Genomic DNA, 15,626 nt, shown 5'->3' on the forward strand with positions numbered 1-15,626 from the left:
ATGGAAAATATTTTGGATCTGTGGAATAAAGCACTTCAAAAAATAGAGACAAAATTGAGCAAACCCAGTTTTGAGACATGGATGAAATCGACAAAAGCCCATTCTCTTCAGGGAGATACGCTTACAATTACGGCACCTAATGAATTTGCTAGAGATTGGCTAGAGTCAAGATATCTTCACTTAATTGCTGATACCATCTATGAACTAACAGGTGAAGAGCTCAGCATTAAATTTATTATTCCTCAAAATCAGGATGAAGAGGAAGCCATGCCAAAGTCTCCTATCAAAAAAATGTCTAAAGAAGAGCCCGTTGACATTCCACAAAATATGCTGAATCCAAAATATACATTTGATACTTTTGTTATTGGTTCAGGCAACCGTTTTGCTCATGCCGCTTCACTTGCAGTCGCGGAAGCACCAGCAAAAGCATATAACCCGCTTTTTATTTATGGGGGCGTTGGTTTAGGAAAGACTCACTTGATGCATGCGATTGGTCATTACGTGATCGACCATAATCCATCAGCCAAAGTGGTCTATCTATCATCTGAAAAATTTACTAATGAATTTATCAACTCAATCCGAGATAACAAAGCTGTCGACTTCCGTAATCGCTATCGGAATGTAGATGTGCTTTTGATAGATGATATTCAATTTTTAGCAGGAAAAGAACAAACACAAGAAGAGTTTTTCCATACATTCAACACACTTCACGAAGAAAGTAAGCAAATCGTCATTTCTAGTGACCGGCCTCCGAAGGAAATTCCGACACTTGAAGACAGATTACGCTCTCGATTTGAATGGGGCTTAATTACAGACATTACCCCGCCAGATCTAGAAACGCGTATCGCGATCCTGCGAAAAAAAGCAAAGGCAGAAGGCTTAGACATTCCAAATGAAGTCATGCTGTACATTGCCAATCAAATCGACAGCAACATTCGTGAGCTGGAGGGTGCTTTGATTCGTGTCGTTGCTTACTCATCTTTAATTAATAAAGATATTAATGCAGATCTAGCAGCTGAGGCGCTAAAGGACATCATTCCTTCATCAAAGCCTAAGGTCATTACAATTAAAGATATTCAAAGAATTGTAGGGCAGCAATTTAATATTCGATTAGAGGATTTCAAAGCAAAGAAACGTACAAAGTCAGTTGCTTATCCAAGACAAATTGCCATGTACCTCTCTAGAGAAATGACCGATTCCTCTCTGCCTAAAATCGGAGAAGAATTTGGCGGTCGTGATCATACGACTGTCATTCATGCTCATGAGAAGATTTCGAAATTAATTGTTGAAGATGAACAGCTTCAGCAGCATGTCAAAGAGATCAAAGAACAATTAAAATAACTAAGCTGATATAATGAGTACGGGAAAATGTGAATAACTAGAGCATAGTCATACACAGTCTGTCCACATGTGGATAGGCTGTCTTTCCTTTCTTTTTCTCGACTTATCCACATATTCACAAGCCCTACTATTACTTCTACGATTTTTATTAATAAAATATATATACATGTCATTAAGAAAATTTAGGAGGACCACTATGAAATTCACGATTCAAAAAGATCGTCTTGTCCAAAGTGTCCAAGATGTATTAAAGGCCGTATCCTCTAGAACAACGATTCCTATTTTGACAGGGATTAAAATTGTTGCGTCTGATGAAGGGGTTTCTCTAACAGGAAGCGATTCTGATATCTCAATTGAATCTTTCATTCCTCAAAGAGATGGAGATTTAGAGGTTATCACCATTGATCGTCCGGGAAGTATTGTGCTTCAAGCCCGCTTCTTTAGTGAAATTGTAAAGAAACTGCCTATGTCTACTGTCGAAATTGAAGTAGAACAAAATCACCTGACGATCATCCGCTCTGGTTCAGCGGAATTTAACTTAAACGGCTTAGATGCTGAAGAATATCCGCATCTTCCACAAATTGAAGAGCATCATGCATTTCAAATTCCGACAGATCTGCTTAAAAACTTAATTCGTCAAACTGTTTTTGCAGTGTCCACCTCAGAAACACGACCTATCTTGACAGGTGTAAACTGGAAGGTAGAAAAAGGTGAATTAATATGCACAGCAACGGATAGCCACCGTCTTGCATTAAGAAAAGCGAAGTTAGATATTAACGAGGAAAGTTCGTATAATGTCGTGATTCCAGGGAAGAGTTTAACTGAGCTAAGTAAAATTCTTGATGATGGACAAGATCTTGTGAGCATCGTCATTACAGAAACCCAAGTTCTTTTTAAAGCACAAAACGTGCTGTTCTTCTCAAGGTTGCTGGATGGAAATTATCCAGATACAGCCCGTCTGATCCCGCAAGAAAGTAAAACGGATGTCGTGGTCAACACGAAAGAGTTCCTTCAAGCCATTGATCGTGCATCACTTTTGGCAAGAGAAGGACGTAATAATGTCGTGAAACTGTCAGCTGATCCTGAACAAAGCCTTGAAATCTCTTCTAATTCGCCTGAGATCGGTAAAGTGGTGGAGACGGTTCAAGCAGATGACATTAAAGGGGAAGATCTTAAAATCTCCTTCAGTCCAAAATATATGCTGGATGCGTTAAAAGTATTAGAGGGAACAGATATTCATGTAAGCTTCACTGGTGCAATGAGACCGTTCCTGCTGCGTACGCCGAATGATGATTCTATCTTGCAATTGATTCTTCCGGTAAGAACGTATTAATTCAATCTAAAATGGCTGCTGTGTGAGTGCACAGCAGCTTTTCTTCTCGTTTTCCATGCTTTCTTTCATCCCAGTTCGCTTTCCCCCTTTCCTTCTTGTCTTGTTTTTTAGTACAATTAGATATTAGTGATATTGAAAGAGGTCGATACAATGCCTAATCTTATAACCATTGAAACAGAAATGATTACATTAGGGCAGTTTTTGAAATTAGCCGAAGTCATCCAATCTGGCGGAATGGCGAAATGGTTTTTAAGTGAACATGAGGTGTTCATTAATCAAGAGCCAGATAATAGACGGGGACGCAAACTATACCCAGGAGATGTTGTCGAGATTGAAGGTTACGGCACATTTCAAGTTGTGAATTAGAAACGGGTGACAATACATGTACATTCAAAGTCTGGCGTTAACTTCATACCGAAACTATGAACACACCGAGCTTCAATTCGACAATAAGGTGAATGTCATGATCGGTGAGAATGCCCAAGGTAAAACGAACTTGATGGAAGCGATCTATGTATTGTCGATGGCAAAGTCTCATCGTACGTCAAATGATAAAGAACTTATCCGATGGGACCAAGACTATGCTAAAATAGAAGGTAGAGTCATTAAAAAAAATGGTCCACTCCCAATGCAGCTCGTGATCTCAAAAAAAGGGAAAAAGGGCAAGGTCAATCACATTGAACAACAGAAGCTCAGTCATTATGTTGGTGCGTTAAACACCATTATGTTTGCGCCAGAGGACTTAAGTCTTGTGAAGGGCAGCCCGCAAATCCGCAGAAGATTCCTCGACATGGAGATTGGACAAGTTTCTGCTGTCTACTTGCATGATTTATCGCTCTATCAAAAAATCCTCTCTCAGCGGAATCATTACTTGAAACAATTGCAGACAAGAAAGCAAACGGATCAAGCGATGCTGGAGATTTTAACAGAGCAGTTGATTGATGCGGCAGCGAAAGTGGTCAAAAGACGACTGACTTTTACGAAACAGCTCGAAAAATGGGCGCAGCCGCTGCATTTTGGGATTTCTAGAGAGCTAGAAACACTTACGCTCCAATACCAGACGGCAATAGAGGTATCAGAAGCGTCAGACTTGTCGAAAATAAAGAATAGCTATGAAGAATCGTTTCAGAAACTAAGAGAGAGAGAAATCGACCGAGGGGTGACACTGTGGGGACCTCACAGAGATGACCTGCTTTTCTTTGTGAATGGTCGGGATGTTCAGACATATGGCTCTCAAGGGCAGCAAAGAACAACAGCTCTTTCACTAAAGCTGGCAGAAATTGATCTGATACATGAAGAAATCGGAGAATATCCTATTCTTCTACTTGATGATGTGTTATCTGAACTTGATGATTACAGACAGTCTCATTTGCTCCATACCATTCAGGGACGTGTACAGACCTTCGTCACCACAACAAGTGTTGAAGGCATTGATCACGCCACCCTGAAAGAAGCGGAAATTTTCAGAGTAGCCAGTGGAAAAGTAATTGACTGATAAATGAGGTGTGAGTCTTGTATATTCATTTAGGTGATGATTGTGTTGTTTCTACACGAGAGATTGTCGCAATTGTTGATTACAAAATGAGGTCGTCTTCTGTTGTAGAAGAATTTCTACAAAAACAAGAGAAACATATCATTTCGTTATCACAAGGGACACCCAAATCCATTGTCGTCACAACTGAATCTGTTTATTACTCTCCTCTTTCCTCAAGCACGCTCAAAAAACGTGCTTCGTTTGTGGTTGAAATTGAAGTCTAAAAACTCAATTCATATAAATATATCGTTTAAGAAAAGTGTAGGTGAATGTACGTGGCAATGGAACAGCAACATAATAGTTATGATGAAAATCAGATACAGGTGCTTGAAGGATTAGAAGCTGTTAGAAAACGTCCAGGAATGTACATTGGGTCAACCAATGCAAAAGGGCTTCACCATCTTGTATGGGAAATTGTCGACAACAGTATTGATGAGGCATTAGCTGGTTATTGTACAGACATTACAGTGCAAATTGAAAAAGATAACAGCATTACAGTAAAAGATAATGGCCGCGGGATTCCTGTTGGAATTCATGAGAAAATGGGGCGTCCTGCCGTAGAGGTCATTATGACTGTTCTTCACGCTGGCGGTAAATTTGACGGCAGCGGTTATAAAGTATCAGGCGGTCTGCATGGTGTAGGGGCATCTGTTGTAAATGCATTATCTACTACCTTAGACGTGACTGTATACCGTGACGGGAAAATCCATTATCAGCAGTTCAAACGCGGCGTTCCAGTGGGAGATTTAGAGGTTATTGGTGAAACTGATGTAACCGGGACAACCACTCACTTTGTGCCAGATCCAGAAATTTTCACGGAAACCATTGAATTTGATTACGATACACTTGCTAACCGTGTTCGTGAGTTAGCCTTCTTAACAAAAGGTGTAAACATCATCATAGAAGACTTGCGTGAAGGCAAAGAGCGGAGAAATGAATACTGCTACGAAGGCGGTATTAAGAGCTATGTAGAACATTTAAACCGCTCAAAAGAAGTCGTTCATGAAGAGCCTGTGTACATCGAAGGTGAGAAAGACGGAATCACGGTTGAAGTAGCATTACAATATAACGATTCCTATACAAGCAATATCTATTCCTTCGCCAACAATATCAACACGTATGAAGGCGGAACACATGAAGCTGGTTTTAAAACCGGTCTAACGCGTGTCATCAATGACTATGCTCGTAAAAATGGCGTATTCAAGGATGGGGATGCGAATTTAAGTGGTGAAGATGTGCGAGAAGGCTTAACAGCCATTATCTCCATCAAACATCCAGACCCTCAATTCGAAGGACAAACGAAGACAAAGCTTGGGAACTCAGAAGCGAGAACCATCACAGACTCCCTTTTCTCTGAAGCACTTGAGAAATTCTTGCTTGAAAATCCTGATTCTGCGAAAAAAATTGTGGAAAAAGGACTGATGGCGGCTCGTGCAAGAATGGCTGCCAAAAAGGCTCGTGAGCTGACAAGACGTAAAAGTGCACTGGAAGTCTCCAGCTTACCTGGGAAACTAGCGGACTGTTCTTCTAAAGATCCTTCCATCTCTGAACTCTATATTGTAGAGGGAGATTCTGCGGGCGGATCTGCTAAGCAGGGCCGTGATCGCCACTTCCAAGCGATCTTACCGTTAAGAGGGAAGATCCTAAACGTAGAAAAAGCTCGTTTAGATAAAATTTTATCGAACAACGAGGTTCGTTCAATGATTACAGCGTTAGGAACTGGAATCGGAGAAGACTTTACTTTAGAGAAAGCACGCTATCACAAAATTGTGATCATGACAGATGCCGATGTGGATGGAGCACACATTCGAACGCTGCTCTTAACATTCTTCTATCGCTACATGCGTGAAATCATTGAAAACGGTTATGTGTATATTGCGCAGCCGCCTTTATATAAAGTGCAGCAAGGAAAACGTGTGGAGTACGTGTATAACGATAAACAGCTGGATGAGCTGTTAAAATCACTTCCTCAAACACCAAAGCCTGGACTTCAGCGTTATAAAGGTCTTGGAGAAATGAATGCTGCTCAGCTTTGGGAAACAACAATGGACCCTGATGCGAGAACACTTCTTCAAGTCACACTTGAGGATGCGATCGATGCTGATGAGACATTTGAAATGCTGATGGGAGATAAAGTAGAACCGAGACGAAACTTTATCGAAGAAAATGCGCAATACGTGAAAAACCTTGATATTTAGATAGATCCCTCCTGAGAACAACCTTATTTCTTGTTTGGAATAAGGTTGTTTTTCAAGAAATAGGGGCGTGTAACGAATGTCCTGGTTTTCCGTGTTTTCGTTGATTTTCTAGTAAATAAATGTGTATAAAGCCGAGATTATTGATATAATGGAGAATAGTCTTGTGAAGATAAATACATATTTTACTCCCACATAATTTATTTCATGTGATACGTAAAGGGAGGTTCTTATAGTGAGTGAACAACATACACCAAATGTACGCGAAGTAAATATTAGTCAAGAAATGCGTACGTCCTTTTTAGATTATGCAATGAGTGTTATTGTTTCGCGTGCATTACCAGATGTGCGAGACGGATTGAAGCCCGTGCATCGAAGAATTTTGTATGCGATGAATGACCTAGGTATGACAAGTGATAAACCATTTAAGAAATCTGCACGTATCGTTGGGGAAGTTATCGGTAAGTACCACCCTCACGGTGACAGCGCTGTATACGAAGCGATGGTTCGTATGGCGCAAGACTTCAACTATCGAAATATGCTGGTTGAAGGTCACGGAAACTTTGGTTCTGTCGATGGAGACGGTGCAGCGGCAATGCGTTATACTGAGGCGCGTCTATCTAAAATTTCAATGGAAATCCTGCGTGATATCACCAAGGATACGATTGATTATCAAGATAACTACGATGGCAGTGAAAGAGAACCAATCGTCATGCCTGCTCGTTTCCCGAACTTATTAGTCAACGGGGCAACAGGTATCGCTGTAGGGATGGCAACAAACATTCCGCCTCACCAGCTAGGTGAAGTGATTGATGGGGTACTGGCGATAAGTCAAAACCCAGAAATGACTACACAGGAACTAATGGAGATCATTCCAGGACCAGACTTCCCAACTGCGGGACAAATCATTGGCCGAAGCGGAATCCGCAAAGCATATGAAACAGGCCGAGGTTCTATTACATTACGTGCAAAGTCTATCATCGAAGAAACATCCAGCGGTAAGCAGCGGATTGTCATCAATGAAATTCCATATCAGGTCAACAAAGCACGTTTGATCGAAAAAATCGCTGATCTTGTGCGCGATAAAAAGATCGATGGCATTACAGATCTCCGTGACGAGTCTGATCGTAATGGAATGCGGATCGTGATTGAACTGCGAAGAGACGCGAACGCCCACGTTCTATTAAACAATCTTTATAAACAAACGACACTTCAAACGTCATTTGGGATCAACTTATTGGCACTAGTTGATGGACAGCCGAAAGTCTTGTCCCTCAAACAATGTCTTGAATATTATTTAGAGCATCAAAAAGTGATTATTCGCAGAAGAACAGCATATGAACTTCGTAAAGCCGAAGCAAGAGCTCATATTCTAGAAGGTTTAAGAATCGCTCTTGACCACTTAGATGAAGTCATTGCATTAATTAGAAGCTCTCAAACTGCTGAAATCGCGAGAAATGGCTTAATGGAGAACTATAGCTTGTCCGAAAAACAAGCACAGGCCATTCTTGATATGCGTCTTCAGCGCTTAACTGGTTTGGAAAGAGAAAAGATAGAAGAAGAATACAAAGGACTTGTTGATTTGATTGCTGAGTTGAAAGCCATTTTAGCAGACAATGAAAAAGTTCTTGAAATCATTAGAGAAGAGTTAACAGAAATCAAAGAACGTTTCAATGATACGCGCCGTACTGAAATTGTGACAGCAGGTATTGAAACAATTGAAGACGAAGATTTGATTCCTGTTGAAAACATCGTGATTACGCTGACTCATAATGGTTATATCAAGCGTCTGCCTGCATCAACATACCGCAGTCAAAAAAGAGGCGGTAAAGGTGTTCAAGGGATGGGAACCAATGAGGATGATTTCGTAGAACAGCTGATTTCAACATCTACCCATGATACGATCCTCTTCTTCTCTAATAAAGGGAAGGTTTATCGTGCGAAGGGATATGAGATTCCTGAATTCGGACGGACAGCGAAAGGGATTCCGATTATTAACCTGCTTGAAGTAGAAAAGGGAGAGTGGATTAATGCCATTATTCCGGTAAGCGAATTTGATGAAGATTCGTATCTCTTCTTTACAACAAGACACGGTGTATCAAAACGAACGTCATTGTCTCAGTTTGCCAACATTCGAAACAATGGACTTATCGCATTAAGTCTTCGTGACGAAGATGAACTGATGGCTGTCCGTTTAACCAATGGAGAAAAACAAATCATCATTGGAACGAAAAAAGGTATGCTGATTCGTTTCGACGAGACAGATGTTCGTGAAATGGGGCGTACGGCAGCTGGCGTGAAAGGAATTACGCTTTCTGAAGATGACATCGTCGTTGGGATGGAAATCCTTGAGCCAGATGCAAACGTATTGATCGTCACCGAAAAAGGGTATGGTAAGTTAACACCTGAAAAAGAATACCGTGTTCAAAGTCGGGGCGGTAAAGGTCTTAAAACATGTAAAATCACTGACAACAACGGTCCGCTTGTCGCGGTGAAGGCGACGAATGCTGAAGCTGAAGAGGACTTGATGATTATTACAGGAAGCGGCGTGATCATTCGTATGGCCGTTTCAGATATTTCAACAACAGGTCGAGTCACTCAAGGTGTCCGCCTGATTCGTCTAGGTGATGATGAACATGTCGCTACAGTGGCATTAGTTGAACAATCACAAGAAGATGATGAAGAGAATAGTGAAGAAAACGTAGAAACTATAGAGTCAGATCAAGAGCAATCTGAGTAAAAATAAAGCCGGTTCTTTACCGGCTTTATTTTTTTTTTTTAAAACATGAGTTTTTTTTGAAATTTATAATGCTTTTTTCATAGATATGTGTTAATCTTTCAAAGGAGCAAAAAGAGGCTCTATTTTTTATCTCTTTTACAGTGGAAACTTCTTAAAAAAATAAAATGTTTTTCAAGAAAAATGTTGACTGTTGATAGAGATATATGATATATTTAAGTGGTCGCTTTGAGAGAGAGACACACAAGTTCTTTGAAAACTAAACAAGACAAAACGTACCTGTTAATTCGAGTTTTTATAAAAAAATCCTATGATACTTCATAGGTAGTCAGTCAAACTGGCGAAAAGCAAAACTTCGGTTTTGTACTTTTTCGGAGAGTTTGATCCTGGCTCAGGACGAACGCTGGCGGCGTGCCTAATACATGCAAGTCGAGCGGACAGAAGGGAGCTTGCTCCCGGATGTTAGCGGCGGACGGGTGAGTAACACGTGGGTAACCTGCCTGTAAGACTGGGATAACTCCGGGAAACCGGAGCTAATACCGGATAGTTCCTTGAACCGCATGGTTCAAGGATGAAAGACGGTTTCGGCTGTCACTTACAGATGGACCCGCGGCGCATTAGCTAGTTGGTGGGGTAATGGCTCACCAAGGCGACGATGCGTAGCCGACCTGAGAGGGTGATCGGCCACACTGGGACTGAGACACGGCCCAGACTCCTACGGGAGGCAGCAGTAGGGAATCTTCCGCAATGGACGAAAGTCTGACGGAGCAACGCCGCGTGAGTGATGAAGGTTTTCGGATCGTAAAGCTCTGTTGTTAGGGAAGAACAAGTGCGAGAGTAACTGCTCGCACCTTGACGGTACCTAACCAGAAAGCCACGGCTAACTACGTGCCAGCAGCCGCGGTAATACGTAGGTGGCAAGCGTTGTCCGGAATTATTGGGCGTAAAGGGCTCGCAGGCGGTTTCTTAAGTCTGATGTGAAAGCCCCCGGCTCAACCGGGGAGGGTCATTGGAAACTGGGAAACTTGAGTGCAGAAGAGGAGAGTGGAATTCCACGTGTAGCGGTGAAATGCGTAGAGATGTGGAGGAACACCAGTGGCGAAGGCGACTCTCTGGTCTGTAACTGACGCTGAGGAGCGAAAGCGTGGGGAGCGAACAGGATTAGATACCCTGGTAGTCCACGCCGTAAACGATGAGTGCTAAGTGTTAGGGGGTTTCCGCCCCTTAGTGCTGCAGCTAACGCATTAAGCACTCCGCCTGGGGAGTACGGTCGCAAGACTGAAACTCAAAGGAATTGACGGGGGCCCGCACAAGCGGTGGAGCATGTGGTTTAATTCGAAGCAACGCGAAGAACCTTACCAGGTCTTGACATCCTCTGACAACCCTAGAGATAGGGCTTTCCCTTCGGGGACAGAGTGACAGGTGGTGCATGGTTGTCGTCAGCTCGTGTCGTGAGATGTTGGGTTAAGTCCCGCAACGAGCGCAACCCTTGATCTTAGTTGCCAGCATTCAGTTGGGCACTCTAAGGTGACTGCCGGTGACAAACCGGAGGAAGGTGGGGATGACGTCAAATCATCATGCCCCTTATGACCTGGGCTACACACGTGCTACAATGGACAGAACAAAGGGCTGCAAGACCGCAAGGTTTAGCCAATCCCATAAATCTGTTCTCAGTTCGGATCGCAGTCTGCAACTCGACTGCGTGAAGCTGGAATCGCTAGTAATCGCGGATCAGCATGCCGCGGTGAATACGTTCCCGGGCCTTGTACACACCGCCCGTCACACCACGAGAGTTTGCAACACCCGAAGTCGGTGAGGTAACCTTTATGGAGCCAGCCGCCGAAGGTGGGGCAGATGATTGGGGTGAAGTCGTAACAAGGTAGCCGTATCGGAAGGTGCGGCTGGATCACCTCCTTTCTAAGGATATATGGAGCAGCGTACGTTTTCGTCTTGTTTAGTTTTGAAGGAACTTGCAAAAGATCCTACAACATCATATCTTCGATATGAAAGATGGGCCTGTAGCTCAGCTGGTTAGAGCGCACGCCTGATAAGCGTGAGGTCGGTGGTTCGAGTCCACTCAGGCCCACCATCTTCTATTAAATTGGGGCCTTAGCTCAGCTGGGAGAGCGCCTGCCTTGCACGCAGGAGGTCAGCGGTTCGATCCCGCTAGGCTCCACCAACGTGTTCTTTGAAAACTAGATAACAATAAGTAATACATTCACATTGAATGCAATGCAAAGTTCATCACACATAGTGATTCTTTCTAAAGTAAGAAATGGTTAAGTTAGAAAGGGCGCACGGTGGATGCCTTGGCACTAGGAGCCGATGAAGGACGGGACGAACACCGATATGCTTCGGGGAGCTGTAAGCAAGCTTTGATCCGGAGATTTCCGAATGGGGAAACCCACTGCTCGTAATGGAGTAGTATCCATACTTGAATACATAGAGTATGAGAAGGCATACCCGGGGAACTGAAACATCTAAGTACCCGGAGGAAGAGAAAGCAAATGCGATTCCCTGAGTAGCGGCGAGCGAAACGGGAACAGCCCAAACCAAGAGGCTTGCCTCTTGGGGTTGTAGGACACTCTATACGGAGTTACAAAGGAATGATATAAGCGAAGAGGTCTGGAAAGGCCCGCCAAAGAAGGTAACAGCCCTGTAACTGAAATGTTGTTCTCTCCAGAGTGGATCCTGAGTACGGCGGAACACGTGAAATTCCGTCGGAATCCGGGAGGACCATCTCCCAAGGCTAAATACTCCCTAGTGACCGATAGTGAACCAGTACCGTGAGGGAAAGGTGAAAAGCACCCCGGAAGGGGAGTGAAATAGATCCTGAAACCGTGTGCCTACAAGTAGTCAGAGCCCGTTAACGGGTGATGGCGTGCCTTTTGTAGAATGAACCGGCGAGTTACGATCCCGTGCAAGGTTAAGCAGAAGATGCGGAGCCGCAGCGAAAGCGAGTCTGAATAGGGCGCATGAGTACGTGGTCGTAGACCCGAAACCAGGTGATCTACCCATGTCCAGGGTGAAGTTCAGGTAACACTGAATGGAGGCCCGAACCCACGCACGTTGAAAAGTGCGGGGATGAGGTGTGGGTAGGGGTGAAATGCCAATCGAACCTGGAGATAGCTGGTTCTCTCCGAAATAGCTTTAGGGCTAGCCTCAAGGTAAGAGTCTCGGAGGTAGAGCACTGATTGGACTAGGGGCCCCTACCGGGTTACCGAATTCAGTCAAACTCCGAATGCCGATGACTTATCCTTGGGAGTCAGACTGCGAGTGATAAGATCCGTAGTCGAAAGGGAAACAGCCCAGACCGCCAGCTAAGGTCCCAAAGTATACGTTAAGTGGAAAAGGATGTGGAGTTGCTTAGACAACCAGGATGTTGGCTTAGAAGCAGCCACCATTTAAAGAGTGCGTAATAGCTCACTGGTCGAGTGACTCTGCGCCGAAAATGTACCGGGGCTAAACGTATCACCGAAGCTGCGGACTGTTCTTACGAACAGTGGTAGGAGAGCGTTCTAAGGGCTGTGAAGCCAGACCGGAAGGACTGGTGGAGCGCTTAGAAGTGAGAATGCCGGTATGAGTAGCGAAAGACGGGTGAGAATCCCGTCCACCGAATGCCTAAGGTTTCCTGAGGAAGGCTCGTCCGCTCAGGGTTAGTCGGGACCTAAGCCGAGGCCGAAAGGCGTAGGCGATGGACAACAGGTTGATATTCCTGTACCACCTCCTCACCATTTGAGCAATGGGGGGACGCAGGAGGATAGGGTAAGCGCGGTATTGGATATCCGCGTCCAAGCAGTTAGGCTGGGAAATAGGCAAATCCGTTTCCCGTAAAGGCTGAGCTGTGATGGCGAGCGAAATTTAGTAGCGAAGTTCCTGATTCCACACTGCCAAGAAAAGCCTCTAGCGAGGTGAGAGGTGCCCGTACCGCAAACCGACACAGGTAGGCGAGGAGAGAATCCTAAGGTGATCGAGAGAACTCTCGTTAAGGAACTCGGCAAAATGACCCCGTAACTTCGGGAGAAGGGGTGCTTCTTAGGGTGTTAAAGCCCCGAGAAGCCGCAGTGAATAGGCCCAGGCGACTGTTTAGCAAAAACACAGGTCTCTGCGAAGCCGTAAGGCGAAGTATAGGGGCTGACGCCTGCCCGGTGCTGGAAGGTTAAGAGGAGCGCTTAGCGTAAGCGAAGGTGCGAATTGAAGCCCCAGTAAACGGCGGCCGTAACTATAACGGTCCTAAGGTAGCGAAATTCCTTGTCGGGTAAGTTCCGACCCGCACGAAAGGCGCAACGATCTGGGCACTGTCTCAACGAGAGACTCGGTGAAATTATAGTACCTGTGAAGATGCAGGTTACCCGCGACAGGACGGAAAGACCCCGTGGAGCTTTACTGCAGCCTGATATTGAATGTTGGTACAGCTTGTACAGGATAGGTAGGAGCCTTGGAAACCGGAGCGCTAGCTTCGGTGGAGGCATCGGTGGGATACTACCCTGGCTGTATTGACCTTCTAACCCGCTGCCCTTATCGGGCAGGGAGACAGTGTCAGGTGGGCAGTTTGACTGGGGCGGTCGCCTCCTAAAATGTAACGGAGGCGCCCAAAGGTTCCCTCAGAATGGTTGGAAATCATTCGCAGAGTGTAAAGGCACAAGGGAGCTTGACTGCGAGACCTACAAGTCGAGCAGGGACGAAAGTCGGGCTTAGTGATCCGGTGGTTCCGCATGGAAGGGCCATCGCTCAACGGATAAAAGCTACCCCGGGGATAACAGGCTTATCTCCCCCAAGAGTCCACATCGACGGGGAGGTTTGGCACCTCGATGTCGGCTCATCGCATCCTGGGGCTGTAGTCGGTCCCAAGGGTTGGGCTGTTCGCCCATTAAAGCGGTACGCGAGCTGGGTTCAGAACGTCGTGAGACAGTTCGGTCCCTATCCGTCGCGGGCGCAGGAAATTTGAGAGGAGCTGTCCTTAGTACGAGAGGACCGGGATGGACGCACCGCTGGTGTACCAGTTGTTCTGCCAAGGGCATCGCTGGGTAGCTATGTGCGGACGGGATAAGTGCTGAAAGCATCTAAGCATGAAGCCCCCCTCAAGATGAGATTTCCCATTCCGCAAGGAAGTAAGATCCCTGAAAGATGATCAGGTTGATAGGTCTGAGGTGGAAGCGTGGTGACACGTGGAGCTGACAGATACTAATAGATCGAGGACTTAACCTATATTCTATTGTGAAGCATGAACATTGTTATCTAGTTTTGAGAGAACATTCTCTCCATCAGGTTTGGTGGCGATAGCGAAGAGGTCACACCCGTTCCCATACCGAACACGGAAGTTAAGCTCTTCAGCGCCGATGGTAGTTGGGGGTTTCCCCCTGTGAGAGTAGGACGCCGCCAAGCTTCTATAAAGATCAGTTCCAGTCGGAACTGGTCTTTTTTGTTTTTTCTTCTAACAGCATCATGATGTAAGCTGGGAACTTCTCTTCTGCAATCTCCATGTAGCGTTCAATCATGACGTAATCATCGCTAATGTATTGAGACAGCAGCTCGTACCACCATTCTGTTTCGTAGCGGGCAATCATACTAAGGTTATACATCAATAAGTAATGGCTGATGATCTCAGGAATCCCTAGAAAAGCATCTCGTGTTGACGGTATAAACCATTGATCCATTTCTAAATCATAATGAAGATGAGTAGCAAGTGCTGGGTTTTCTTCAAGAAATACATCAAACGTCAGTTTTTTAGCCTCTCTCTGTTTGAGTTTCCAGCTTGTATGAAACTCAAAGTATTCAATAAAGCGTTCAGCAGACATGTTATAAAGTAATGGAATATGATCTTGAATCATCATTCCATTAGCCTTTTCTACTTTAACTAAAGTCGAGGGCTGCTTTTGAAACTCCAGAATATGACTCATTTCAGGTATTTTAGACAGGAGATGGATCATCGTAAATCGCTCATCTTCAAGACCATTTAATTGAAATAGATGCTTTAACACATGCATACATAGCCCATTTCTTTGGATTTTCACCTCATCTTCACTAAAACGGTAATGCTGTTTCTTCCTCTTTCTCGATGTTACGCCATGAGCTAAAACAGAGGTTTGAGAAGGATAATGAGGGTCCACTGTCAGCAAACATGCTTTTAGCAGCTGTGCCATTCCATAAAACAATAAAATGGGTTTAAGTTCTAGAGGCGCGATCTCAGCCTGTTCATAAAACGTGTGGCCATGTTTTAGAAAGTAAATAAATCGTTCACAGTTTTTATAGGCTTGCTGGTTTGCATCTTGAATGTTCCGTTTCTCATATTGTTGAAATAGAAACTTTTGGGAGGTTTCGAGCGAGTAAAAACGTTTTAAATCCTTCCATCCTGAACTTTTCATCTTCTTCCTCAACTCTCTTTATATTTTCTAAAAATTGCAACTGTTTGTTGCTTCCTTGACATGCTGTTTGCTAGTTGATAATCTACATATAATATTTTGCCGAAAAGAGGGGGATTTACTA

General features: G+C 44.3%; 8 protein-coding genes, 2 tRNA genes and 3 rRNA genes. 12 read left to right on the plus strand and 1 reads right to left on the minus strand.

Translation table 11 applies throughout. The annotated features are described in order from the left end of the window. The 12 genes from dnaA to rrf all read left to right on the plus strand — a co-directional run bounded on the left by dnaA (position 1) and on the right by rrf (position 14,525). The gene (gene dnaA / locus MHB67_RS00005; RefSeq protein WP_024424073.1) at positions 1-1,341 is read left to right on the plus strand and encodes a chromosomal replication initiator protein DnaA; all 1,341 of its coding nucleotides are present in this window, start codon (positions 1-3) and stop codon (positions 1,339-1,341) included. Positions 1,342-1,537: 196 nt separating this feature from the next. Then, a complete protein-coding gene (dnaN, locus tag MHB67_RS00010) occupies positions 1,538-2,674 on the plus strand; it encodes a DNA polymerase III subunit beta (RefSeq protein WP_024424074.1) in 1,137 nt (378 codons plus the stop codon). Between the two features lie 150 nt (positions 2,675-2,824). Further along, the gene (yaaA, locus tag MHB67_RS00015; protein ID WP_008360916.1) at positions 2,825-3,040 is read left to right on the plus strand and encodes a S4 domain-containing protein YaaA; all 216 of its coding nucleotides are present in this window, start codon (positions 2,825-2,827) and stop codon (positions 3,038-3,040) included. Positions 3,041-3,056: 16 nt separating this feature from the next. Next, positions 3,057-4,169, plus strand: coding sequence for a DNA replication/repair protein RecF (gene recF / locus MHB67_RS00020; RefSeq protein ID WP_024424075.1), 1,113 nt, complete (start codon positions 3,057-3,059; stop codon positions 4,167-4,169). A gap of 17 nt (positions 4,170-4,186) precedes the next feature. Next, on the plus strand, positions 4,187-4,432 hold the full coding sequence (locus tag MHB67_RS00025; protein WP_056766786.1) for an extracellular matrix/biofilm biosynthesis regulator RemA family protein: 246 nt from the start codon (positions 4,187-4,189) through the stop codon (positions 4,430-4,432). 57 nt (positions 4,433-4,489) lie between these two features. Then, a complete protein-coding gene (gene gyrB, locus MHB67_RS00030; RefSeq protein WP_024424077.1) occupies positions 4,490-6,406 on the plus strand; it encodes a DNA topoisomerase (ATP-hydrolyzing) subunit B in 1,917 nt (638 codons plus the stop codon). A gap of 232 nt (positions 6,407-6,638) precedes the next feature. After that, on the plus strand, positions 6,639-9,143 hold the full coding sequence (gyrA, locus tag MHB67_RS00035; RefSeq protein WP_024424078.1) for a DNA gyrase subunit A: 2,505 nt from the start codon (positions 6,639-6,641) through the stop codon (positions 9,141-9,143). Positions 9,144-9,508: 365 nt separating this feature from the next. Next, positions 9,509-11,057: ribosomal RNA gene (locus tag MHB67_RS00040) — 16S ribosomal RNA — on the plus strand. 95 nt (positions 11,058-11,152) lie between these two features. Beyond that, positions 11,153-11,229 (plus strand) — tRNA-Ile (locus MHB67_RS00045). Positions 11,230-11,243: 14 nt separating this feature from the next. After that, positions 11,244-11,319, plus strand: a tRNA-Ala gene (locus tag MHB67_RS00050). Positions 11,320-11,417: 98 nt separating this feature from the next. After that, positions 11,418-14,348 (plus strand): 23S ribosomal RNA (locus MHB67_RS00055). A gap of 61 nt (positions 14,349-14,409) precedes the next feature. After that, positions 14,410-14,525, plus strand: a 5S ribosomal RNA gene (rrf, locus tag MHB67_RS00060). Together the 16S, 23S and 5S rRNA genes with 2 tRNA genes alongside form the textbook arrangement of a ribosomal RNA operon. 11 nt (positions 14,526-14,536) lie before the next feature. Here rrf and MHB67_RS00065 read toward each other — a convergent pair. Next, positions 14,537-15,505: a YaaC family protein gene (locus tag MHB67_RS00065; protein WP_133745006.1), complete on the minus strand. Its 969-nt coding sequence runs from the start codon at positions 15,503-15,505 to the stop codon at positions 14,537-14,539. Positions 15,506-15,626: the final 121 nt, after the last annotated feature.

Origin of the sequence: Bacillus sp. FSL H8-0516, assembly GCF_038635285.1 — a bacterium.
In the GTDB taxonomy this organism is placed as follows: Bacteria; Bacillota; Bacilli; order Bacillales; family Bacillaceae; genus Bacillus; species Bacillus safensis.